The following is a 21,915-nucleotide window of genomic DNA, read 5'->3' on the forward strand; positions in this document are numbered from 1 at the left end:
ATGACGATGTCTTTAACAAAGCGTACAGAAGCAAAGTCCACAGAAGCAACGCCTACTGAAGCAAAACCTACAGAAGAAGCAAAGTCTACAGAAAAAAATTATCAGATTATTGCGACTAAAAACCCACTGCGTTATATCGGCATAGTGGTTTGTATTTTTGTGATCGTACTATTGATTGAATCGGTTTTCTTTAATGCCAAATGGGGTTGGCCGGTTTTTAGACAATGGTTTTTTGACCCAGCTATTTTAAATGGTTTGTACCTCACGCTTAAACTCACGGTATTTGCCATGCTGTTGAGCTTTGTGATTGGCGGTATTTTGGCGGTGATGCGTTTATCTTCTTCATGGCTCATTCGCTCAGTGGCGTGGTCTTATATCTGGTTATTCCGTTCTTTGCCGTTGATCGTGGTGTTGATTATTTTATATAACTTTTCTTATTTATATGAATATATTGCTTTGGGCATACCGTTTACCGATATTCATGCTGGTCAGCTAAAAACCATTAATGCACTAGATCAATTCACCACGGCTTTGGTGGGGCTGGCAATGATCCAAAGTGCTTATACCGCAGAAGTTATTCGAGGTGGTATTTTGGCGGTAGATCATGGTCAGGTCGAAGCCTCGTCCGCATTGGGACTGTCATGGTGGCGACGCACTACACGGATTATTTTACCCCAAGCGATTCGCGGTATTTTACCAGCCATCGTCAATGAATGTATTAGTTTATCCAAAGGAACGGCCATTGTGTATGTATTGGCTATGCCTGAATTATTTTATACCGTGCAGATGATTTACAACCGTAATCAAGAGGTCATTCCATTATTAATGGTTGCAGCAGTATGGTACATCATCATCACCAGTATATTCGCCGTGATGCAATATTATTTGGAAGCTATTTTGGCGCGCGGTGAGCGTAAATCTACAAGCCATTGGGCACATTCTTGGAAAGTCAGAATCCCAGCGGCACTTCGTCCAGTGAGGGAAAATCATGAATCTTAACCATGCGAGTCATGTGAGTACGGCAGCACGTGGCAATATTATTATTAACCAAGTCTATAAAAAATATGGTGCTCATTTGGCACTGCAGGATATTTCTTTAAATATACCGGGTGGCTCAGTGACGGTTATTATTGGTCCATCTGGCTCAGGTAAAACGACACTATTACGTACCATTAATCATCTAGAAAAAGTTGATAATGGTTTTATTCAAATTGATGGTGAGTTTATTGGCTATAAAAATAAGGGCAATAAACTCTATGAGCTGGCAGAAAAAGATTTATTGAAACAGCGTGAGTCGGTAGGTTATGTTTTTCAAAACTTTAATTTATTTCCACATTTAACCGTGTTGCAAAATATTATTGAAGCCCCTATTGCGCGTAAACTATTGTCTAAGGCAGATGCCATTCATAAGGCGAAGCAATTACTAGAGATTGTTGGTTTAAGTGACAAGATAAATGCATGGCCAAAACAGTTATCTGGAGGTCAGCAACAGCGAGTCGCGATTGCACGTGCATTGGCATTAGACCCCAAAGTTATTTTATTTGATGAGCCGACTTCTGCTTTAGATCCAGAGCTGGTGGGTGATGTACTTAACGTGATTCGTGATTTAGCGCGGTTAGGCAAAACCTTAGTGATCGTAACACATGAAATTGCTTTTGCACGTGAAGTTGCTGATTATATTGTTTTTATGGATCAAGGGCGAGTCATTGAACAAGGCTATACTCGGCAGATCTTAGAACAAGCCGAGCAGCAACGCACGCGTGATTTTTTATCGCGGGTATTATAATAAGCATGCGCGCAAGCACTATTATCTGGCGTTTTGGGGTGTATATTGCTTTACCATGTGTCATGAAATTTTGATCACATGGTATTTATTTTTGCTTATTGTATTATTATAAATTCTGATTTTATTTGATTATATCGTGCAAAGATTAGCATGTAATCGAATGACCTTGTAATGAAATGCTATAAGCCAAAAGCGTAAGCTGCACTGATTTATATCTATAATAAATGACAATAACAAATCAGGTGAAGATAATGAACCAACCTATTTATCTCGATTATGCAGCAACAACGCCAATATTAACGGAAGTCTCTACAGAAATGATTCGATGTTTACACATCGATGGAGATTTTGCCAATCCAGCTTCGCGTTCACACCAATATGGTTTAGTTGCAGAACAACGCGTAGAACAGGCCAGAGCCGATGTCGCCGCTTTAGTACATGCTCAGCCCGCAGAAATTATTTGGACTTCAGGTGCTACAGAAGCTACGAATTTAGCTTTAAAAGGCATTTTAGATGCATATAAAAATCAACATAAACATATTATTACCAGTCAGATAGAGCATAAGTCGGTACTCGATACCTGCGCATTACTCGAAAGACAAGGCTTTGCCGTAACCTATTTAGCCCCAGCAGCCAATACCGGTCTAATTGATGTGCAGCAAGTGGCTGCGGCAATACAGCCGAATACCGTGTTGATTTCTTTAATGATGGTCAATAATGAGCTTGGTACCGTGACCGATATCCAAGCCATTGGTGCCTTGGCCAAGCAACACGATATTCTCTTGCATGTCGATGCTGCACAGGCAGTAGGTAAACGTTGGGTCGACGTAGAAGCGATGCAGATTGATTTAATGAGCTTATCGGCACATAAAATCTATGGGCCCAAAGGCATTGGTGCTTTGTATGTGCGACAGGCTGTGCAAGCACGCTTACAGGCTCAAGTCCATGGCGGTGGGCATGAGCGTGGTTTGCGCTCAGGTACATTGGCGACCCATCAAATTGTGGGGATGGGAAGTGCCTATCGTCTTGCTGCTGGACGTATTGAAGCAGAGCAACAACGTCTCGCTCAGATTCGCCGTTATCTTATACAAGAATTACAAGCATTAACACCAGTATTGCTGAATGGTGCTGCTGAGCCATATCAGGTTGCCAATTATCTCAATATGAGTTTTTATGGACCGCATGCGGCATGGTGGGTTGAGCAAATTAAGAATTTAGCAGCAGTTTCAAGCAGTTCAGCTTGCAATTCAAAGCAAATGACGCCTTCTTATGTGCTATTGGCCTTAGGGCGTTCTACGGAGTTGGCAAAGCAATCGATTCGTTTTAGTTTTGGGCATTATAGCCGTCTAGAAGATATCCAAGCCTTGCTCCAGCACTTAAAACAGCAATGGCACGCTTATCGCCCCCTTTCATTTTCAGCGTAGCGCGTTGGCTGAGTTTTTAGCCTAAAGCAAATTCTGAAGCCAAACCCAGTGTAAACAGTACCCCATCATGAATACAATGCGACCGCACAGACAAAAAAATACCCTATGCTTCAGATAGGGTATTTTGACCGAATAGGTGCCGATATGACAGCGCGGTACGGTAGAGAATATTGAGGTGTGTCAGCATTCCATTAGAGAGGAATGATGTTCACAGCATTTGGACCTTTAGGGCCTTGACTTACGCTGAATTCAACAGCTTGGCCTTCAGCCAAAGTTTTGAAACCAGAACCTTTGATTTCGCTGAAGTGAGCGAATACATCTGGACCAGATTCTTGTTGAATAAAACCAAAACCTTTGGTTTCGTTAAACCATTTTACGGTGCCTTTAACTGTATCAGACATAATATATCCTAACGTTGATCTTGAAAAAAAATGATGAAAAGTTAACTTGGAAAATAAAGAATGTAACTTAAAATCTGATAAAACGAAGGATTATGACTAAAACTACGAAATGTGGTGATCTTGAAGGGTACAAAAACTTTTTTTCTCGTTGCCCATAAGCATACAGCAAAAATCTATAGAAAAACAATCATTGCTTTGAATTTTCGCAACATTTAATTGAGATAGGTATTTTAGCATTATGCTTTATGCGTAAGGCGCAGTTGAAATCATTGAAACAAGAGCATTTATTGAGTTTCTAATTCTAACTCTAATGCCAAATACCAACTACCAAGCTGTACTGTTTAAAGCGTTAAAGCGTTAAAGCGATTGCTTTATTAGCGTTCAAATTCAAAAAATGTCGTCTTTGAGCTTTGAGGATATACGTTATAGTTCCTTTCATGCTCTTGCAGTAATTTAATATATTGCTGTTTATATTCCTTTTGTGAGATTGCACCTCTCTCTCGTTGTTGTATTAGCGCATCGAAATTCTGTTTGATCATTTCAGCACGATAAGCATTATTTTTATTATGGGTTAGATAATACTGTTGGCGTTCATAATCACTCATATTGACTGTATTTTGATAATCATGGTCGATATTGGCATTGAGGTTGGGTTGCTGTTGATACTGTTTAGATAGCTCAAAAAAATCTACTTTTTCTGGGGTTTTAGGTTTGTGATTCGCTGCTTCAAAAGCATCTGCTTTTTCTGCATTTTTGGGTTTTGCGGACTGTTTAAAAGGATCTAAACGATCGAATTGTTGCGTGGGATGGGTATTAAAAACATTTTTATTTTCTAGAGATTTAGTCAATGCTGCCATGCTGGCAGGATCAATTTGAGCAAAGGCGGGAGAGAAATAAGGAGTTGCGGTTATGAGAAGAACAATTGATTTGAATTTATTCATAAATACTCTTCAATAGAATGAGATTGTCAATTAAGTCTAAATGATTGCGCTATTATAGACAGCAAAAGCGAATTTATAAATATTTTATTTGTCGATTATGTTTTATCTATAAAGCGTGATCAAACTTTCAATTATAGCCAACAAAGCATTGAGCAAAGCATATCGCATCATCAGCACAAAATGCCACGATATCTGGCGCGCTGTCTTGGGCTTTTAAAGAAACGTTTGCCATCCTCCCCCGACCTCAAGGACAGTTTTACGCTCGAGCTGAGAAACTAAAACAAGGTATAAAGCAAGTTAAAACGCAGGGATTTTATCTGTATGAGCAGCCGCAATATATGTTGCGGTTTTTGTTTTTTTACGCGTATCTGTGCGCAAAAAATAAGCAAAATTCACTTTTTGGGGAAACGTGATATTTAAAATAATTGGCATAAATGCTCATTACTATACTTTTGTATAGTAATTGGCATATTGTTTAATGCATCTCTATTTAATCGCGATATTAATGTGATTTACTTCGCGTATTTATATTTACTATTTATTGTTTATTTATAATCAATTGCATTATGTGACATTTAAAATAATCCTTTGTTTGACTAAATATATTAATTTATCAAATGGTAAAAAATTAATTTACCTATTGGTATATTATTTTTTCAAAATTATTTTAGATTGATTTGCTGTGATAATTTTAAATATAAGTCATTGTAATATATAGGTATTATTATTTAATATTATTAGGTATAATTAAAAAAATAAATCTATTTGTAAAAATAATTATTGTTCTGCGGTTATTTTTTGTTTAAATTGCGAAAGTTCTTTAACCACTAAAACAGGTAATATTTAAAAAATGAACATTGTAAATTCTCTTTCAGCTGCAGTTTTACTTGCACTAAGTATCAACTCGGCTTTTGCGACCAATGTGACGGGTCAGGTCGAGGTTAAGCTGGAAGTTTCAGCTGGCTGTAGTGTTGATGGATCATCTGTCAATGGCAGTATTAATAAATTTGGCGACTTGGATTTCGGTAAAGCTTCAGCGAGTCTCCCCAACGTTTTAACGGCTGAAGTTTCGGCTGCGGCACAGGCGAGTAAACTTGCAGTGAAATGTGATGGAACAGATGATGTGGCATTTACTGTGGCGATTGATGGGGGATTAAGAGGTGATCGCCAACTGAAGAATGCTGCAGATGACAATACCATTCACTATAACGTGTACCGCAATGCTGCACGTAGTGATGAATATCGACTCAATGATGCGCAGCAATTTAATGCAAAAAGCGGTGCAGCAACTGAAATTCCCATTTATGGTTCGATTGCACCAACTGAGCTAGCAGGTAAAAGTCAGGGGACTTATACCGATACGCTTTTGGTGAGTGTCTCATTCTAAAACACCGTATTTTTTAAATCACGATCTGTGGAATATGACGATTGATGCGTCATATTCCATCAATAAGCTGAGGTTTTATTATGCGGTTCGGACGATATTTTCTATTGGCTGCGGTGGTTATGGCGATGGGGCATAATCACGCCGCAGAGTTAAAGGCGAATCTAACAAGCCAAATTGAATTATTACCATCATGCAAAATTAATGATCAGCACTATGCACAAGATCATAGTGGAATACATTGGGGTGAGATTAACTTTGGCGATATGGCGTTAAACCATCGTGGTGCTCTTCAAGCAACTTTAAAAAATGACTATTTAAATCGCATCAAAATTGAGTGTAGTGATCAGACCTTGCTGAGCGTGACATTTGGTGCGGGTCAAAATGATCAGCATATTCCGGCACAAATGAAAAATAATTATTTTCATGCCATGTCAAATGGTCAACATTTTATTGCTTATAACCTATTACATGGTTCGGATAAACAGGTGATTAAGCCACAACAAGCCATTCATTTACCGAATGATCAGAAAATATTTTATTTGCAATTGTATGGGCAAGTTGAGTTAGCACCCAATCAGATGGTTTCTCGGGGTAATTATACAGACCTTATTCCAATGACGATTAAATTTTAGGAAATCGTGATGCTACAGCAGTGGGGTTTTATCAGTATTTTAGTTTTGATATCAAGCACAAGTATGGCTGAAACACAGGCTAATTTTAAAGTCAGTGCCAAGATCGCACGCGGCTGCTCAATCGGAAGCACTTCACAACAACTCAATTTTGGACGTTATGCGGCATTGTCAAATGATCTGGTTGATGCCCAATTGAGCAATGCGCTCGATACATGGAATATTCAGTGTACTGAAAAAATACCCGTCAAAATTAGTTTAGATGCAGGTGAGTATGCTTCAGCTGGTTGGCGTCGAATGAAGCATAGCGTAGCACAGGCTTATATTCCATATGCGTTATATCAAGATAGCGCACATCAGCAAGCATATGTTGCCAACCAAAATATTCGTTTAGAACGAAGTAGCTCAAATGGCAACTTGCTGCAATTCTCTATTTTTGCCGTGGTGGATTTGGCCAATAGTACGCGATCAAATATCGCTGGACTTTATCAAGACAATGTCGCAATAACGATAGCGTGGTGACAATATGTTGAATCAATTTTTAAATCTAAATCTAAACCTTAAGCAAAATTTTCATCGATTATTTATTTTAGCTGCCATCTCGCTGTTATGTACTTTGTTGAGCAGCCAGTTGTTATATGCACAGGCGACATTTTTAATTTGGCCAATTTATCCAAAAATTGAAAATGATGAAAAGGCGACAGCAGTTTGGTTGGAAAATACTGGCGATCGCGATGCCTTGGTGCAAATTCGTGTTTTTGCCTGGCAACAACAAGATTATGACGATAGTTATCAACAACAATCAGACATTATCAGCAGCCCACCAGTCGCTAAAATCAAAGCGGGTGAGCGCAGTATGTTGCGTATTACGCGAACCAAGCCAGTGCAAGATCAAACTGAAAATGCATATCGCATTATTGTAGATGAACTGCCGATTAAACTTGATCAGGACAATGCGCAGCAAAATTCTCAACTGAGTTTTCAAATGCGTTATTCCATTCCATTGTTTAGTTATGGTGCGGGTTTGGGCAGCGGTTTAACCGAAAAAAGCAGCAAAGAAAATAGTCAGCATGCATTCGCCAAACCGATTTTAAGCTACCGTTTACTGGATGACCGAGATGGGCAAAGTGAACTGTTGATTGAAAATAATGGGGCTAAATTTGCACGCATTACCGCATTGAAGTTTGAGCGAGATCAAGCTGCTACAGCATTGGAGGGCTTGTCTTTGGGTTATATTCTGCCGCATAGCAGCATGAAATTTACCATTCCCTCGAAATACTTACAACAAATCAGACAAGCAAAGCAGTTATATGCTGTAGATACCTCAGGTGCATCCGCAGTCACCATTGATTTGACCCCCGCCGGAAAATAAAAATGTTACGCTCTTATTTTATGTGGCAGCAGCTGCGATGCTGTTGCCTCGGCTTACTCTGCGCTGTTACTGGGCTGACAGCAGTGGTTTATGCGGGTGAATTACCGCCACCACCGCGCAGCGAAGCCGATTTAAATCAAATTTTTAAACTATATTTAAGCTTGGTTGTAAATGACACAGCAACGCAAAAAATTATTCCTGTCATCGTTAAAGGTGATGATTTTTATATTGAGAAAAAAGCCTTACAGCAGTTGGGTATACAGTTTGATGCTACGGCATTGCTCCCTAGCACAGGGTCTAACTCCACAGTAGAGTCAGTCAATGAGGTTGACGGTTTAAGTTATCAGGATATCTTACTTTTGGGGTTGAGCAATCAGGTTGAAGATTGGTTGAATCTGAAAAAGATGCCTGAGCTGAAAATGGATTATGCTGCGAGCCAACAAAGTTTGTTGCTTGAACTTCCCGCCGCATGGCTGCCAACACAAATGTTAGGACGTGATTCCTGGTACCAAGCTGAGCAAGCACAGTCTAGTTTTGGTCTGCTCAATAACTATGATTTTTATATGACCCGTGATGAGAATGATCGCTATAACAGCAATGTGTTATTGGAACAACGGCTGTTTTCTAAATTTGGTATTGTGAAAAATACGGGTTTATACACGCATAACCAGCAGCAATATAGTATAGATGGACAGAAACTGCAGCAAGACAATGGTTATCGCCGCTATGACACCTATTGGCAATATGATCATCAACCTTCCGCGACCTCATGGTTGATCGGCGATGTGATCTCTGCCAGTAAAAATAGCTGGGGATCGGCTATTCGTTTGGGGGGAATACAGATCCGTCGTGATTATGGTACGCGCCCAGATTTAATCACTTATCCTTTGCCGCAGTTTACAGGACAAGCCAGTTTACCCAGTAGTGTAGACCTGATTATTAATGGTCAAACGGCTCAGCAAAGCCATGTTCAGTCTGGTCCTTTTGTGATTAATAGTCTGCCCTTTGTGTCGGGGCGTGGCGATGCCGTGATTGTGACGACAGACCAATTAGGTCGCCAAGTCTCTACGACAGTACCTTTTTATGTATCCAATAACTTATTGAAAAAGGGTTTATTGGATTATGCATTTAGTGCTGGGAAGCTCAGAGAAAATTATGCACGACGTGATTTTGATTATGGACAATTTGTAAGTTCATTTGATGCACGTTATGGCTTAAATAACTTTTGGACCCTAGAAGGGCGAGCAGAATATTCTCGTGATATTCAAGTGGCTGGTTTGGGGTCAATGTTGCGTTTATGGAATTATGGGATATTGAGCGCAGCATATAGTCTGAGTCATGTTGATGACAAGGTGCGGCATGACGAGGTTGCAGCACAAGGTCACCAATATACTGTGGCCTATCAATACAATCGCAATCGTTTTGGTTTTAGTTTTGCGCATCGCCATCGCAATGAAAATTTTAGTGATTTATCTGGCTTAGGATATAACGATCTCATCTCCGTCAACAGTCAGGATACCTATACTGCACAGAGCTATGTCTCGACGAATCGTTCTGGGACCTTTGGGCTGGGGTATATTCAAACAGCTGTCAGTGATTATAAAAATAAATTACTCAATATGTCTTGGGCGCCGCTTCTCCCTAGCGCATTGCAAGGGTTGATGGTTTCTGTGAGTGCTGGTCATGATTTGATGACCCATCAGTGGAGTGCCGCCATTCAACTTTCGATCCCGCTCTTTAAACAGAATAGTAATTTAAGTTCTGGTTATTATAAAGATTATTCTACGCGTTCTGGCTATATCAACTATAACCGTAACGTACCCTCTGGTGGTGGCTTTGGTTTTGAAATCAGTCGACGCTTCAACCATGAGCAAGATGATTTAAACCAAGCACGTATACGCTATCGTAACGCATATTTTAACAGTGACTTTGGTCTCTCAGGCATTGATCAGGATTATCGTTATTGGTTGGGCTTGTCTGGTGGTCTCTTGTTGAGTAAACAGGGCTTATTTGCCGCAAATCAATTGGGTGAATCATTTAGTTTGGTCGATACCCATGGCGTTGCCGATGTCCCCGTTTATTATGAGAATAGTTATATTGGTCGTAGTAATCGCCGTGGTTATGTTTTTGTACCCTCTGTAACCCCCTACTATAGTGCCAAGTATCGTATCGACCCCTTAGATCTCAATTCTAATTTTAATGCCGCACGTACCGAGCAACGCGTGGTCGCACAACGTGGTTCAGGCATTGTGGTGGATTTTCCTATTCATCATTCTCTATCTGCCAATGTTTATTTACAGGATCAAGCTGGGCAACCGATCGCCATAGGTGCATTGGTGCATCGTGCTGCACAGGAATCACGGTATGTCGGTATGGATGGCATCGTTTATTTAGAAGATTTACAACATCATAACGCCATTAGCGTACAACAGCCTCAGGGTGAAATTTGTCACGCAAGTTTTGATATCGATGTGCAGCAAGCTGCGCAAGAGATTGTTGTGGTGAAAGGTGTCTTGTGCCGTAAGGAGCAGCCATGAAGAATATATATTGCATAATTGGGCTATGCGGTACTGCAGTATTGCCGCTGAGTGCTTGGGCTGAATGTAAGCAAAGTCAAAGTGATACTGTAGTTCTGGAAGCTACACCATCGATTAAGCTCCATGATGAAGGGCTGGCAGATGCGCCATTTAACTCCGGTTTGTCCTGTACGGGATTGGGTGCTTTAAATGATATCCATATAAAATATGAAGTGCATGATATGCCTTTGCGTTTGTGGGATGAGAGCATCGCGGCATCTATGAAGATCGATATTCTGGATATCAAAAAAAATCCGGTCCAGTTTTTTAGTGGTGTTGTGCTCAGTGAATATGGTTGGATTAACCTGTTTACTGGACCGAATAACTCCGTGAAATTCTTTGTCAATGTGCCAGCAGGGCAGTCGATTCGCCCGGGCAACTATGTCGCGTCATCTCCTTTTCGTGTGCAGTGGTATTATTCGGTACCAGCATTCGCCGCGGCTGGGCTGGGGTTTTTTCATGAAAGTCCGGGTTTTAAACGTGGTGCATTCAATATTGTGAAGGATTGGGGCTCGGGTGTGGAGTCAACGGTGAATATCAAGATCACAGTGACGAAAGATTGTCGCATTGTGAGCAATGACGTGAATTTTGGTACAGCACCTTTTGCCCATATGCTACAACCGGTGAAAAGCTCTGTGGGCGTGCGTTGTTCTAGCAGTACGCCCTATAGTGTGGGCTTGAGCGATGGTCAAAATTACAAGAATAATCGCCGTAATATGCGTAGTGGTTCGAATTATATGGGCTATGAACTTTATAAGGGCAACACTACAGCACGTTGGGGCAGTGCTGGTCAGGAAAGATGGCTTAGTCAAGATGCCAGTGCCAATGCTGCGATTTATGATGGTTTGGCACAACAGCGTTATGACTTTGTGGCTAAGATTTTGGAAGGGGATAACAGTCAACTCCCTGCCGGTGACTATAACGATAATATTAGCATTGAAGTAAAATTTTAACGTGCAATGTTAAATAGAAGTGCCGTGCAGTCTTGCAGTATAAGTGATTTGAAGCCGTCATTTATACTGCTTTTTTCTATACTGTTTTTTGCCAAGTCCTTTTGCTGCAAGAATTTAATTTTGTTCGGAAGAATGGTCCATGTGCGCTTGTCTTGATGCTGGATCTTCGTTGTTCTCGCCTGTAGCGGAATGCGCTGCGGTAAAGCTGGAGTTAGCAGAGAAATCTTGAAATTGCTTTTCTATCTGTGCGGCATATTGCTGCAAAGTTTGAACTAGTTTTTCAATATTTAAATACTCAAAACGGTTCTTACTGGCGACCACAGTTAAGGCCAAAGGCGCATCTTTGTTGGAAAAATGAATGGGGACAGCAAGTCCGTACACATTGGGGTCAATCTCACCACGTGATAATACATAAGCTTGTTTTTTAATTTTTTTCAATTGCTGCACAAAGTGCTGCTCATCTTCGGCAAAGCCTAATTCTTGTAATTGTTGGGCATAACGTTGGTAATAGTCCACAATTTTGCTTTTATGCAAATGCGCCATAATCATTTTTGGTGAAGCCCCCATATAGACGGGGCGTGGGCAGCCGCGACCATAGGAAAATAAACGCACGTTATTTAAAACTTCATGATGTATGTCGAGGCAATAATCCCGATTGAGAAAAGTCAGTAAACAACATAATTCAGTGCGCTCGGCAATCTCTTTCATAAAAGGCGCACTGATTTCTACCATCGGGTCGGTGGTACGTGAAATATAATCTAATACAGCGATTTTAGGTCCGAGTACATAATCACCCGATGTACCACCAATACGCTGTAATAAATCGGCAGCGACCAGTTCTTTGAGATAGCGATAACTGGTTGGCCGAGAGAGACCTAACTCTTCAGCGATAATATCCACATGAATGACCGGTCTTGAGGTGGAATATAAATTAAGAACGGTAAGGATTTTACCAAAACTAGAAAGCGCCATAGATGATCAATCTCTAAATATGCGGTATAGAATGATAAGAGAAGCTTCTTTCGCTGATCTAAATGTATGTGCATTGCATGCACAGATGCAAAGCGACTTCAGCAATCTTATCTTAAAATAAAGTGCTGAGATATGGCAGTATTGGCTAAAAGAGAAAATATCTCAAAATAATAGACGTATTATCAAAATAAGATATTAACTATTGACTATATGCTTTTATTTTGAAAAAATCATCAAGCAAATATCTATATATGACTTTAGTGTTTGTTGGTTGTGCAAAATATTTAGGCTGATACTTATATTTTGACATCGAACAATCATCACGACTGCATAGCATTTCATCAAGCCAGATTATGACCATGCCTCATTGTTATTGAGGAGGTGGTGTAATAGCGATCATGAAATCTATGACAAACTTTTGAATTTTATATCTTTTTAATGGTTGCTATTGATTCTGTTATCAGTAGGGCTTTGTTGTTGCCGTTTTTGCAAAATGCGCACAATCAATCATGTGTGGCTTGGCACATCGCTTTGTGGCTCGGCATAAAGATTGCCAGATCGACCAACCATTCAAGATAAGTCGATATCTGCTGACATGTAGTCAGTTGGTGCTGAGGTATCCAGCAAGTGAATCGCGCTGTTTCCAAAGCGGGATGAAGAGGTGAGAGAAGGTGACGCAGGATTTGAGCTGTCGCAATGTAAGAGGTGCATTTATAAGGTATCGTGGCTGGAGCAATGACATTGTTTAAGCATCTGCTCAATTTTAGACCGTCAACGATGGCTTTAATCTTTGCTGCTAAAACTTTTTTGGCTGGCATGTTGGCATTATTCGCCTCTTTTGAATTGGATTTAATCAATCCAATGTGGTCCATTGGTACGGTATTAATTATTGCCAGCCCTTATTCGGGGATGGTGTCCTCAAAATGTGTTTATCGTTTAATCGGGACCTTGGCGGGTGCGATTGTGGCGATTGTATTAACCCCACATTTTATTAATACCCCTTGGCTTTTTAATATTATTTTGTCCTTGTGGGTTGGCTTTGCGTTATACGTGTCTTTATTAGATCGTACACCACGTAGTTATGTGTTTATGTTGGCTGGTTATTCTACGGCTATGATTGTCTATAACGCAGTAACTTTTATCGATCAATATAGTATTTTTGATTTGGCTTTGGCTCGGGTGCTTGAGATTTCGATTGGTGTGATTGCTTCAGCCGTGGTCTCGGCCACTATTTTTCCTGTACATATCGGGAGTGCCATTCGCCTGCGTGTGACCAAAGCATTGGGTGATATCGAGCGTTTATTTGCCAATGTGTTGCAAGACAGTGCCGCGTTAGCGCAACATGCGAAGGAAAAACCCGCGCAGATTCTGGCACAAATTACCCGCGATACCACCGAGATTCATGCTTTGGCGGTGCATTTGAGTTATGAGAAAGGCGATCTCAAAGGCATGACCAAACCCTTGCAAGAGATGTTGCATCAGATTTCCATGGTGGTGGCCAATTTGGTTGCGATGTTCGAAAGGGTACAGCAATTGCAACAGGGCGATAGCCAACCCTATGCCACCGCTTTAACACAGATTTGTCAGCAGGTTCTAAGCTTTTTAAAAGCACCAGCACTTTTGCACAATGATGATATCTTGGCGTTACCAGAAAATTATAATGAACAATTTCAACAATTAATTGCTACAGCACCGGCTGAAGATCAGGTGTTATTGGCTGCCATCCAAATGGATGTGCGGCATTTTATGAGTAATGTGTTGGCGGTTAAAGTGATCTGGCAGCATATTCAGGCTGGGGATAAAAACATTCCTACGCAAATTACCCCGCTGACAACGCACTATCCGAGTTTACACCGCGATCATGGGGTGGCGATTCGTGGGGGAATTAGTGCGGTGATGACGACTTTTATTGTGACTGCGATCTGGATTTTATCGGGTTGGAAAACCGGTTATATGATGGCGCAAATGGGGGCAATCACCGCGTGTATTTTAACTGCTTTAGATAATCCAGTCCCCGTCCTAAAGATCTTTTTATGGGGCAGTATTGTGTCTGGTATTTTGGTCTTTATTTATGCCTTTGGGGTATTTCCACACATTACGGCATTTTGGCAGCTGGCTTTGGTGTTATTGCCATTGGTTTTGATTTCGGTGTCGATGATGACCGATCAAATGCTTATGCCGATAGGCATGGTATTGGGTATTAATACCATGATGGGGCTAAATTTACATAATAGTTATCGCATGGATGCCGTGACTTATTTAGATACCACCATGGCTATGTTGGTTGGGGTGATGGTGTCTTTGATTGTTATTGACTTGGTCCGTGCGATGTCACCCGATCAGAGTGCAAGGCGAATCTTGGCATTGCATTATCGTGCTTTACGTCAGGCTTTGGGACTGAGTTATGGTGCAGATTTTAAAGTGCATTTGCGTAGCATGTTAGATCGTGTTGGGGTCTTAAACAGCAAAATGGTGCAACAACCAGCAGTACAGCAGGCTATTCGACATGCACTGTATGAATGTAGTGCTTTGGTGGATTTTACCCGATTAGATGAGTTGACCCATGCGCGTCAGAGTAGTGCGCGCATGCGTGAATTGATGCGGCAACTGAAACAACAATTGCAGCAGTTATTTACCCAGCAAGCGCAACAACTGCATGCCAGTGACCATATGCAGCAACAGTTACAACAGCAGTTAACGGCTTTGGCGCTTGAAGTCGCAGGTATTGAAGATCTTAGCGTGCAGCAACGCTGGCAAATCTCTTTAAATAATATTGCCTACAGTCTCTGCCATTTTGATCAAGATTTTATGGCAATGACACGCGAGGCGATGCAGTCGGCGATGCTGACCCGAACTGAGGTCTTGGAGAAAGCAACTGCATTGCCGCAGGCAACAGAGAATAAGGATCAGGCCAATGGGTGAGTTTAATTTTTACGATATTTATATTCCCACCTTGTTATTGCAGGCGATTTTAGCCTATGTGTTGTATCGCGTGTTGGGTCCTGTGTGGCAGTTTTTGATTGCCTCGGGCTGGGTCATATTGCCGAGTTTATTTAATTTATGCGTCTATATCATGCTGGTCATGTTGGTACACGGCATATTTTTATTCTTTGGAATTTAGATTTTAGATTTTAGATTTTAGGATTTAGGGTTTAGGGCAGTTGGAGTTTAGCATGGCTCAGCAGAGCGCTTTGAGAGGGTAGTAGACATGAGACAGCTTGATGTAAAAAGAATGATTCGACCGCTTATCTTGGCAGTGGTCGCACTCATTGCCATTTATAGTGTTGTGCACTTATGGAATTATTATAATGCTGCGCCGTGGACACGGGATGGTCGTGTGCGTGGTGATGTCATGCAAGTATCTTCCGATGTGTCGGGTTTGGTGACGGAGGTTTTGGTACAGGATAACCAGCAAGTCAAGAAAGGTCAGGTGCTCTTTAAAATAGATGTAGCCCGTCAGGCACTTGATGTTGAGCAAGCCCGTGCCGATGTGTTGCAAGCCAAATCAGCTTTGGCTCAAGCACAAGCTGCACTCAGTCAAGCCAAAGCCAATGTATTGAAATCTGAAACCAATATTGCTTTGGCAGATCGTAATGCAGCGCGCTATACCTCATTGATAGATGGTGCTATTTCCAAACAGGAACGCGATCAAGTCTTGGCTGCGCGTGATCAAAGCCATGCCGAACATCTACAACTCAAAGCAGCGATTCAGCAAGCTGAAGCCAATATTGAACAGCAGCAAGCGGCAATTGCCGTGGCACAAAGTCGCTTGGATTTGGCACAGCTGAATTTACAACGTTCTGCCGTGCTTGCCCCAGCAGATGGTACGTTATCCAATTTTGACTTACGGGTAGGTAACTATGTCAAAGTGGGGCAAGGTGTAGCCGCCTTGATTGATCGTAAACAGCTCTATGTGGTGGGGTATTTTGAAGAAACTAAACTTAATCGCATCCATTTAGGTGACCCCGCAACCGTACAGCTCATGGGCGATTCACAAAAAATCAAAGGGCATGTGCAAGGTATTGCCTCGGGGATTGAAGATCGTGAAAGAAGCGTTGCATCAGGCTTATTGGCCAATGTAAACCCAACATTTAACTGGGTACGTCTGGCACAACGTGTTCCTGTTAAAATTACTTTAGATGAAATGCCACACAATACTTTGGCTTTTGTTGCAGGGCGTACCGCAACGGTACATATTGTTGAAGCCCAAAAGACGACTCGTTAAGCTGTCATAATCTGCTGTGGATCGCGATACCAGCTCTCGATCAACAGTGCCGCAGCCATGCTATCTGCGCTTAATTTTTTGGCTCGTCCTTGAGTTTGATAATGTTCTAATTGGTCACGCGCTTCACGGGTACTGAGGCGCTCATCAACCATATAGGCTGGAATTTTACTGTGGTGTGCTACACGCCGTGCAAATTTACGGGCCCGTTGTGAAAGCTCAGATTCACTATCATCCATATTGAGCGGCAGCCCAACCAAAAGCAGGTCGGGTTGATGTGCTGCAATCAGTTTCAGCAACTGTTCCCAGTTTGGAATACCATCTTTCATGCTCAGCAGTGCCAAAGGTGTAGCACTTTCAATCAAGCAAGCCCCCACGGCAACACCCATTTTTTGGGTGCCAAAATCAAAAGCCATGAGTTTGTCGATGGCAGGGCGAAGAGGTGGTGTAGAATCTGACATAGCGTGGGTCTATCTATCAAAGCGTTTAAAAGATAAGCGTTTAACGGTGCAGGTAAAGCGAAAGCATTTCGCCATTCACCATACAGCGCTCAGAGATATCCATGAGCGCTGGCTGATGGCTGGCAGGGGCAATGCTTTAGGCATGCCCGATATCGGGAGATAACCAGATGGGATCAATACCGATTTTACGGTAGGCTGCATCCCAGCGTGCATCATAGGGCAGATCAAAAATAAGGTCCATATCGGACTCGCAAATCAGCCAGTCTCCCCGTGCAATTTCTGCCTCAAGTTGTTTTTTGCCCCAACTGGCATAGCCGAGCGCAATTTGATAACGACCGACGCCTTGGTTTTGCGCAATGGCATCTAAAATATCCTTGCTGGTGGTAATACAAAGGTTTTCACCAATCGCAATAGAAGAGTGCCAAGTCGGTTGACCTGTATGTAACACAAAGCCCGCTTCTGGATTGAGCGGCCCACCCTGTAAAACTTCGTGTGGGTTGACGTGGTCTGCATTGATATCAAGATCATGCAATAATTCCTTGACCTGAATGCCAGAAGGTCGATTGATGATAATGCCCTGAGCGCCATCTTCATCATGTCTTGCCAAATACACGACAGTGTTGGAAAAAAAATCATCGACTAAATTAGGTGGGGCAATCAGGCAACGATGGGTTAAATAGTGTTTAGTCACCTAAGCTGAGCTCCTAGAAATAATTTGCGGCACTGTGTTGATGCTGTGGTTGCCAAACACAGGCGTATGATTGTGTTCGCTGCCCCAGACATACAATACGGAATATTCTGTTTTTCGCACATTTTTTAGCACAGTGTGAGGTGATTACCATAACTGAAATCATATGTTTATTGAATAGCTCCGATTATTTTAGTCAAAACCAGTCTTGGGTATAGCGGTCGTGCCGGGTCATTTATGCGCTTATGGATGATCACTATCTCATGCCTTGCTAAAATCTGCAATGCAACAACAATGTGGTGATCTGCTTGGCGCTTAGGGAAATTGAGTTATTGCTTTGGGCTAAATTGTGTCAGCAATGTGCTGTTATTGAGGGGGAATAGACGCGCTATCGCTTAGTATTGCGTCGGTTGGGTCTAGCATCCGATGCCAAAGTACTGTCATTCGGGCGATAGATCAAAGTCGGTCATGGCGATACAGTGAGGATTGACACAAAAAAGAGCATGTCCAAAAGTAGATGAAGTATATTGTGTTCGAGACTAAATAATTGCTTTTGGAATTAAAAATTGCTGCATTGCTCGGCTGCGTTAAAATATGCATTATTTTATAGGGACTTTTAATTCAGAATGTCGTGCACCGCAAATTGTGTATAGCTTTTCCCATTTAATTATTTGTGTCTTTTCGAGATAATCGTAAAAATTACATATTCATACAGTGCAAAACTGTATTTAATATCCTCACAACATCAACGTGGACTTTGATTTTGGATTGGCAATATATCTCTAGTGTGTTACCGCAGTTTTTTTCTGCAACGGTGATGACATTAAAAATTTCAGCAATCAGTATTATCTTGGCAATGCTGGTGGGCTTATGCTGCAGTATCGTAGTGACCTATCGTGTCAAAGTACTCGATAAAATCGTGCAGTGCTATATTGAGCTGTCACGTAATACCCCCTTACTGATTCAGCTCTTCTTTTTATATTACGGTTTACCTAAATTAGGCATCAAACTTGATGGCTTTAGTTGCGGGATTATTGGTTTAACTTTCTTAGGTGGCAGTTATATGGCAGAAGCCTTTCGCGCGGGCTTACAATCAGTTCGTGCTGGGCAGATTGATGCCGCTAAAAGTATAGGTTTAAGCCCCATACAAATTTTTCATCGGGTAATTTTCCCTCAAGCTTTGGCTGTTTCCATTCCAGCACTCGGGGCAAACTGTTTATTTCTGATTAAAGAAAGCTCAGTCCTCAGTGCAATTGCGATTGTAGAATTATTATTCTTGACCAAAGATTTGATTGGTATGGATTATAAAACCAATGAAGCTTTATTTTTACTGGTGATGTCTTATCTGGTTATTCTATTGCCCATTTCTATTTTAATCAGTTATTTCGAATATCGTAGTCGTAAGGTGAGTCATGGCGTTTGAATATCTATTCCAAGCGAGTCATATTGAACGCCTCTTGACAGGGCTTTGGGTGACTGCGCGTATTGCTGCAATTTCGGTGGTCTTGTCGGCGTTATTGGGTAGCCTCTTTGGGGTATTAATGTGCGCGAAATCTTTATGGATTCGTAGCGTGTGCCGACTTTATTTAGAAGCTGTGCGGATTATTCCGATTTTGGTGTGGCTATTTATTTTTTATTTTGGTTTTGCCACATGGTTTAACTGGCAATTACCTGCCGAAATGGTTTGTATTGTGGTTTTTGTATTGTGGGGGACGGCAGAAATGGGTGATTTAGTTCGTGCAGCCATTCGTTCTATAGACCGCCACCAATATGAATCAGCCTATGCCTTGGGTTTAACCCCACCGCAAACCATGCTACGGATTATTTTCCCACAGAGCTTTAAACGCGTGATGCCCAGCGCTATAAATCTATTTACTCGGATGGTGAAAACCAGTGCATTGGCAATGCTTATAGGCGTGGTCGAGGTCATTAAAGTGGGGCAACAGATTATTGAAAATGCCTTACTGACAGTGCCTGATGCTGCGCTTTGGATTTATGGCTTTATTTTTATACTGTATTTCTTGCTGTGTTATCCCTTATCACGTTTGGCGCAGTATCTAGAACAGAAATGGGAGAACTAAGGTGTTATTGTCTATACAAGAATTACAGAAATCTTTTGCAGAAACCCGTATTTTACAAGGCATCAATTTAGACATACAACAGGGCGAGGTGGTGGTTATTCTGGGTCCATCTGGCTGTGGTAAAAGCACCTTATTGCGTTGTATTAATGGTTTAGAGCCGATTCAAGGTGGAAAAATCATCTTAAATGGTCAGGGTGAGCTGGGGCGTAATTTAGCCTGGGTCAAAGCGCGTCAGCTGATTGGTATGGTCTTTCAAAATTATGAGTTATTTGGTCACATGAATGTGATCGATAATATTTTGCTCGGTCCTGTACATGTGCAAAAAAAATCTCGTGCTGAAGCAGAGCGTTATGCCGATATCCTATTAAAACGTGTTGGTTTGTATGAACGTAAACAAGCCTATCCACGTCAGTTATCGGGTGGGCAAAAACAGCGTATTGCTATTGTCCGTGCCTTGGTGATGCAACCACAGGTGTTATTATTGGATGAAATTACCGCGGCTTTAGATCCAGAAATGGTGCGCGAAGTGTTGGACGTGGTCTTACAATTGGCCAAAGAGGGGATGACCATGTTGATTGTTACACATGAAATGTCTTTTGCCCGTAAAGTGGCTGACCGCATTATTTTTATGGACCAAGGTAAGATTATAGAAGAATCATCGCCTGAACAGTTTTTTACGCAGCCTAAAACCGAACGGGCACGTAGTTTCTTAAATATGCTGGATTATTAACTGAACGATTGCAACAGTTTATTTATGCGTTCTTCATTGAATATCGATAACGCTGAAATAGGTTTGAGTCGGTTCATCAGCAGTTGGCTTTCAACATTTTAGATAAGCAAAGGATAAAATATGGGTATTAAGCATCAATTTATATCTGGGTGTGCTGCAGCAGTTGTTGCCTTGGGATTAACGGCTTGCCAACCAAGTGCAGATAAAGACAAAGCTGACACACAAGCCAGCTCAAGCATCGAACAGATTAAAAAGAATGGTGTGGTGCGTATAGGGGTATTTAGTGATAAACCACCATTTGGTTATTTGGATGAACAAGGTAAAAACCAAGGCTTTGATGTAGAAATTGCCAAACAGGTTGCCAAAGATTTATTGGGCGATGAAAATAAAGTCGAGTTTGTTTTAACAGAGGCGGCCAACCGTGTTGAATACCTCAAGTCAAATAAAGTAGATATTATTTTTGCCAATTTCACCATTACCCCAGAGCGTCAACAGGCGGTAGATTTTGCCAAACCTTATCTTAAAGTCTCTTTGGGTGTGGTTTCTCCGAAAGACCAGCCGATTACTGATGTATCACAGTTAAAAGACAAGGTTTTATTGGTCAATAAAGGCACCACCGCCGATACTTATTTTACCAAGAATTATCCAGATATCCGCCTACAAAAATATGAGCAAAATACAGAAACTTTTGCTGCGTTAAAAGATGGTCGTGGGGCTGCTTTGGCGCATGACAATCTCTTGGTTTTGGCATGGGCTAATCAAAATCCAAACTATACCGTGAGTATTCCACAATTGGGCGAACATGACTTGATTGCACCAGCGGTGAAAAAAGGTGATAAAGAATTACTCGATTGGTTAAATCAAGATTTAGAACGTTTGGCTCAATCCGGTGAAATTGAAAAAGCCTATGAAAAAACGTTAAAACCAGTATATGGCAGCAGTATTGCACCGAAAGATTTATTGGTTGAATAAGCTGTTAGCCAGCATTTAACATTCTCTCCGACCTAAACCAAAGGTCATCGGTATCTATGCAGCTGCGCGTGGATACCTCAATATTGTTGTAGTTAATTCTCTCAAGTTACTTCTTCTGTATTTCGATAAGAGTCGAGCGTATTGAGTAATCTCGATCATTCAGCCAATATTGCTCTTCAAGCAAATAACAAATAATAAGCTTTTAATATTGTATAAGAGGGGGGCTTATTGATTTTAAAAAACTTAAGGACTTACTTTATTAATATTCGGTTTAATTGCCTAAATGTTTGTGACCAAAGCTATCATATTGTATTTAAATA

21 protein-coding genes and 1 pseudogene are annotated in these 21,915 nt (G+C 41.3%); 16 read left to right on the forward strand and 6 right to left on the reverse strand.

Annotated elements, in window-relative coordinates; all coding sequences use genetic code 11:
• Positions 1-6: 6 nt before the first annotated feature.
• From BFG52_RS00865 to BFG52_RS00875, 3 genes are all read left to right on the forward strand, one after another.
• Positions 7-999 (forward strand): amino acid ABC transporter permease, encoded by a 993-nt coding sequence (locus tag BFG52_RS00865; RefSeq protein ID WP_081408582.1) that lies wholly within the window; start codon positions 7-9, stop codon positions 997-999.
• A complete protein-coding gene (locus BFG52_RS00870) occupies positions 989-1,786 on the forward strand; it encodes an amino acid ABC transporter ATP-binding protein (RefSeq protein ID WP_099092608.1) in 798 nt (265 codons plus the stop codon). The genes BFG52_RS00865 and BFG52_RS00870 overlap by 11 nt, the downstream gene beginning before the upstream one ends.
• Before the next feature lie 251 nt (positions 1,787-2,037).
• Entirely contained in the window at positions 2,038-3,210 is a 1,173-nt protein-coding gene (locus BFG52_RS00875; RefSeq protein WP_067551330.1) for a cysteine desulfurase family protein, read from the forward strand.
• 191 nt (positions 3,211-3,401) lie between these two features.
• Here BFG52_RS00875 and BFG52_RS00880 read toward each other — a convergent pair whose 3' ends face one another.
• From BFG52_RS00880 to BFG52_RS17360, 3 genes are all read right to left on the reverse strand, one after another.
• Positions 3,402-3,611, reverse strand: coding sequence for a cold-shock protein (locus tag BFG52_RS00880; RefSeq protein ID WP_067551333.1), 210 nt, complete (start codon positions 3,609-3,611; stop codon positions 3,402-3,404).
• A 374-nt stretch (positions 3,612-3,985) separates the two neighbouring features.
• Positions 3,986-4,552 carry a hypothetical protein gene (locus tag BFG52_RS00885; protein WP_067551336.1) on the reverse strand — a complete coding sequence of 189 codons (567 nt, stop codon included), beginning with the start codon at positions 4,550-4,552 and terminating at the stop codon, positions 3,986-3,988.
• Positions 4,553-4,849: 297 nt separating this feature from the next.
• Positions 4,850-4,984 (reverse strand): hypothetical protein, encoded by a 135-nt coding sequence (locus BFG52_RS17360; protein ID WP_267284031.1) that lies wholly within the window; start codon positions 4,982-4,984, stop codon positions 4,850-4,852.
• 418 nt (positions 4,985-5,402) lie between these two features.
• On the opposite strand from BFG52_RS17360, the gene BFG52_RS00890 reads away from it, so the two are divergent.
• From BFG52_RS00890 to BFG52_RS00915, 6 genes are all read left to right on the forward strand, one after another.
• Positions 5,403-5,939 carry a Csu type fimbrial protein gene (locus BFG52_RS00890; protein ID WP_067551339.1) on the forward strand — a complete coding sequence of 179 codons (537 nt, stop codon included), beginning with the start codon at positions 5,403-5,405 and terminating at the stop codon, positions 5,937-5,939.
• A gap of 80 nt (positions 5,940-6,019) precedes the next feature.
• The gene (locus BFG52_RS00895) at positions 6,020-6,571 is read left to right on the forward strand and encodes a spore coat protein U domain-containing protein (RefSeq protein WP_067551342.1); all 552 of its coding nucleotides are present in this window, start codon (positions 6,020-6,022) and stop codon (positions 6,569-6,571) included.
• A gap of 9 nt (positions 6,572-6,580) precedes the next feature.
• Complete coding sequence (locus BFG52_RS00900; protein ID WP_081408583.1) at positions 6,581-7,090, forward strand: Csu type fimbrial protein; 510 nt, start codon at positions 6,581-6,583, stop codon at positions 7,088-7,090.
• A gap of 4 nt (positions 7,091-7,094) precedes the next feature.
• The gene (locus BFG52_RS00905; protein WP_081408584.1) at positions 7,095-7,940 is read left to right on the forward strand and encodes a fimbrial biogenesis chaperone; all 846 of its coding nucleotides are present in this window, start codon (positions 7,095-7,097) and stop codon (positions 7,938-7,940) included.
• 2 nt (positions 7,941-7,942) lie between these two features.
• Positions 7,943-10,477, forward strand: coding sequence for a fimbria/pilus outer membrane usher protein (locus BFG52_RS00910; protein ID WP_228703792.1), 2,535 nt, complete (start codon positions 7,943-7,945; stop codon positions 10,475-10,477).
• Positions 10,474-11,469 carry a Csu type fimbrial protein gene (locus BFG52_RS00915; RefSeq protein WP_067551345.1) on the forward strand — a complete coding sequence of 332 codons (996 nt, stop codon included), beginning with the start codon at positions 10,474-10,476 and terminating at the stop codon, positions 11,467-11,469. Before BFG52_RS00910 ends, BFG52_RS00915 begins: the two co-directional genes overlap by 4 nt.
• A 114-nt stretch (positions 11,470-11,583) precedes the next feature.
• Here the strand turns inward: BFG52_RS00915 and BFG52_RS00920 are convergent, their stop codons facing one another.
• Positions 11,584-12,441, reverse strand: coding sequence for an IclR family transcriptional regulator (locus tag BFG52_RS00920; protein WP_081408585.1), 858 nt, complete (start codon positions 12,439-12,441; stop codon positions 11,584-11,586).
• Positions 12,442-13,176: 735 nt separating this feature from the next.
• On the opposite strand from BFG52_RS00920, the pseudogene BFG52_RS00925 reads away from it, so the two are divergent.
• The 3 genes and pseudogenes from BFG52_RS00925 to BFG52_RS00935 form a co-directional block, all read left to right on the forward strand.
• Positions 13,177-15,252, forward strand: a pseudogene (locus tag BFG52_RS00925) (FUSC family protein); the annotation flags it as partial.
• A 103-nt stretch (positions 15,253-15,355) separates the two neighbouring features.
• The gene (locus BFG52_RS00930) at positions 15,356-15,562 is read left to right on the forward strand and encodes a DUF1656 domain-containing protein (protein WP_067551351.1); all 207 of its coding nucleotides are present in this window, start codon (positions 15,356-15,358) and stop codon (positions 15,560-15,562) included.
• 87 nt (positions 15,563-15,649) lie between these two features.
• Positions 15,650-16,666, forward strand: a complete 1,017-nt coding sequence (locus BFG52_RS00935) for an HlyD family secretion protein (RefSeq protein ID WP_067551354.1) — start codon at positions 15,650-15,652, stop codon at positions 16,664-16,666.
• On the opposite strand, the gene ruvX is transcribed toward BFG52_RS00935, so the two are convergent.
• Together ruvX and BFG52_RS00945 are read right to left on the reverse strand one after the other, a co-directional pair.
• On the reverse strand, positions 16,663-17,124 hold the full coding sequence (gene ruvX, locus BFG52_RS00940) for a Holliday junction resolvase RuvX (RefSeq protein ID WP_067551357.1): 462 nt from the start codon (positions 17,122-17,124) through the stop codon (positions 16,663-16,665). The genes BFG52_RS00935 and ruvX overlap by 4 nt on opposite strands.
• 136 nt (positions 17,125-17,260) lie before the next feature.
• A complete protein-coding gene (locus tag BFG52_RS00945) occupies positions 17,261-17,815 on the reverse strand; it encodes a YqgE/AlgH family protein (protein ID WP_067551360.1) in 555 nt (184 codons plus the stop codon).
• A gap of 760 nt (positions 17,816-18,575) precedes the next feature.
• On the opposite strand from BFG52_RS00945, the gene BFG52_RS00950 reads away from it, so the two are divergent.
• The 4 genes from BFG52_RS00950 to BFG52_RS00965 all read left to right on the forward strand — a co-directional run bounded on the left by BFG52_RS00950 (position 18,576) and on the right by BFG52_RS00965 (position 21,595).
• Complete coding sequence (locus BFG52_RS00950; RefSeq protein WP_067551363.1) at positions 18,576-19,235, forward strand: amino acid ABC transporter permease; 660 nt, start codon at positions 18,576-18,578, stop codon at positions 19,233-19,235.
• Positions 19,225-19,893 (forward strand): amino acid ABC transporter permease, encoded by a 669-nt coding sequence (locus tag BFG52_RS00955; RefSeq protein ID WP_067551366.1) that lies wholly within the window; start codon positions 19,225-19,227, stop codon positions 19,891-19,893. The genes BFG52_RS00950 and BFG52_RS00955 overlap by 11 nt, the downstream gene beginning before the upstream one ends.
• A 1-nt stretch (position 19,894) precedes the next feature.
• Positions 19,895-20,623: an amino acid ABC transporter ATP-binding protein gene (locus BFG52_RS00960; protein ID WP_067551369.1), complete on the forward strand. Its 729-nt coding sequence runs from the start codon at positions 19,895-19,897 to the stop codon at positions 20,621-20,623.
• Positions 20,624-20,743: 120 nt separating this feature from the next.
• Positions 20,744-21,595 (forward strand): cysteine ABC transporter substrate-binding protein, encoded by an 852-nt coding sequence (locus tag BFG52_RS00965; protein WP_067551371.1) that lies wholly within the window; start codon positions 20,744-20,746, stop codon positions 21,593-21,595.
• Positions 21,596-21,915 lie beyond the last annotated feature (320 nt).

The organism is Acinetobacter larvae, assembly GCF_001704115.1.
Taxonomy (GTDB): Bacteria; Pseudomonadota; Gammaproteobacteria; order Pseudomonadales; family Moraxellaceae; genus Acinetobacter; species Acinetobacter larvae.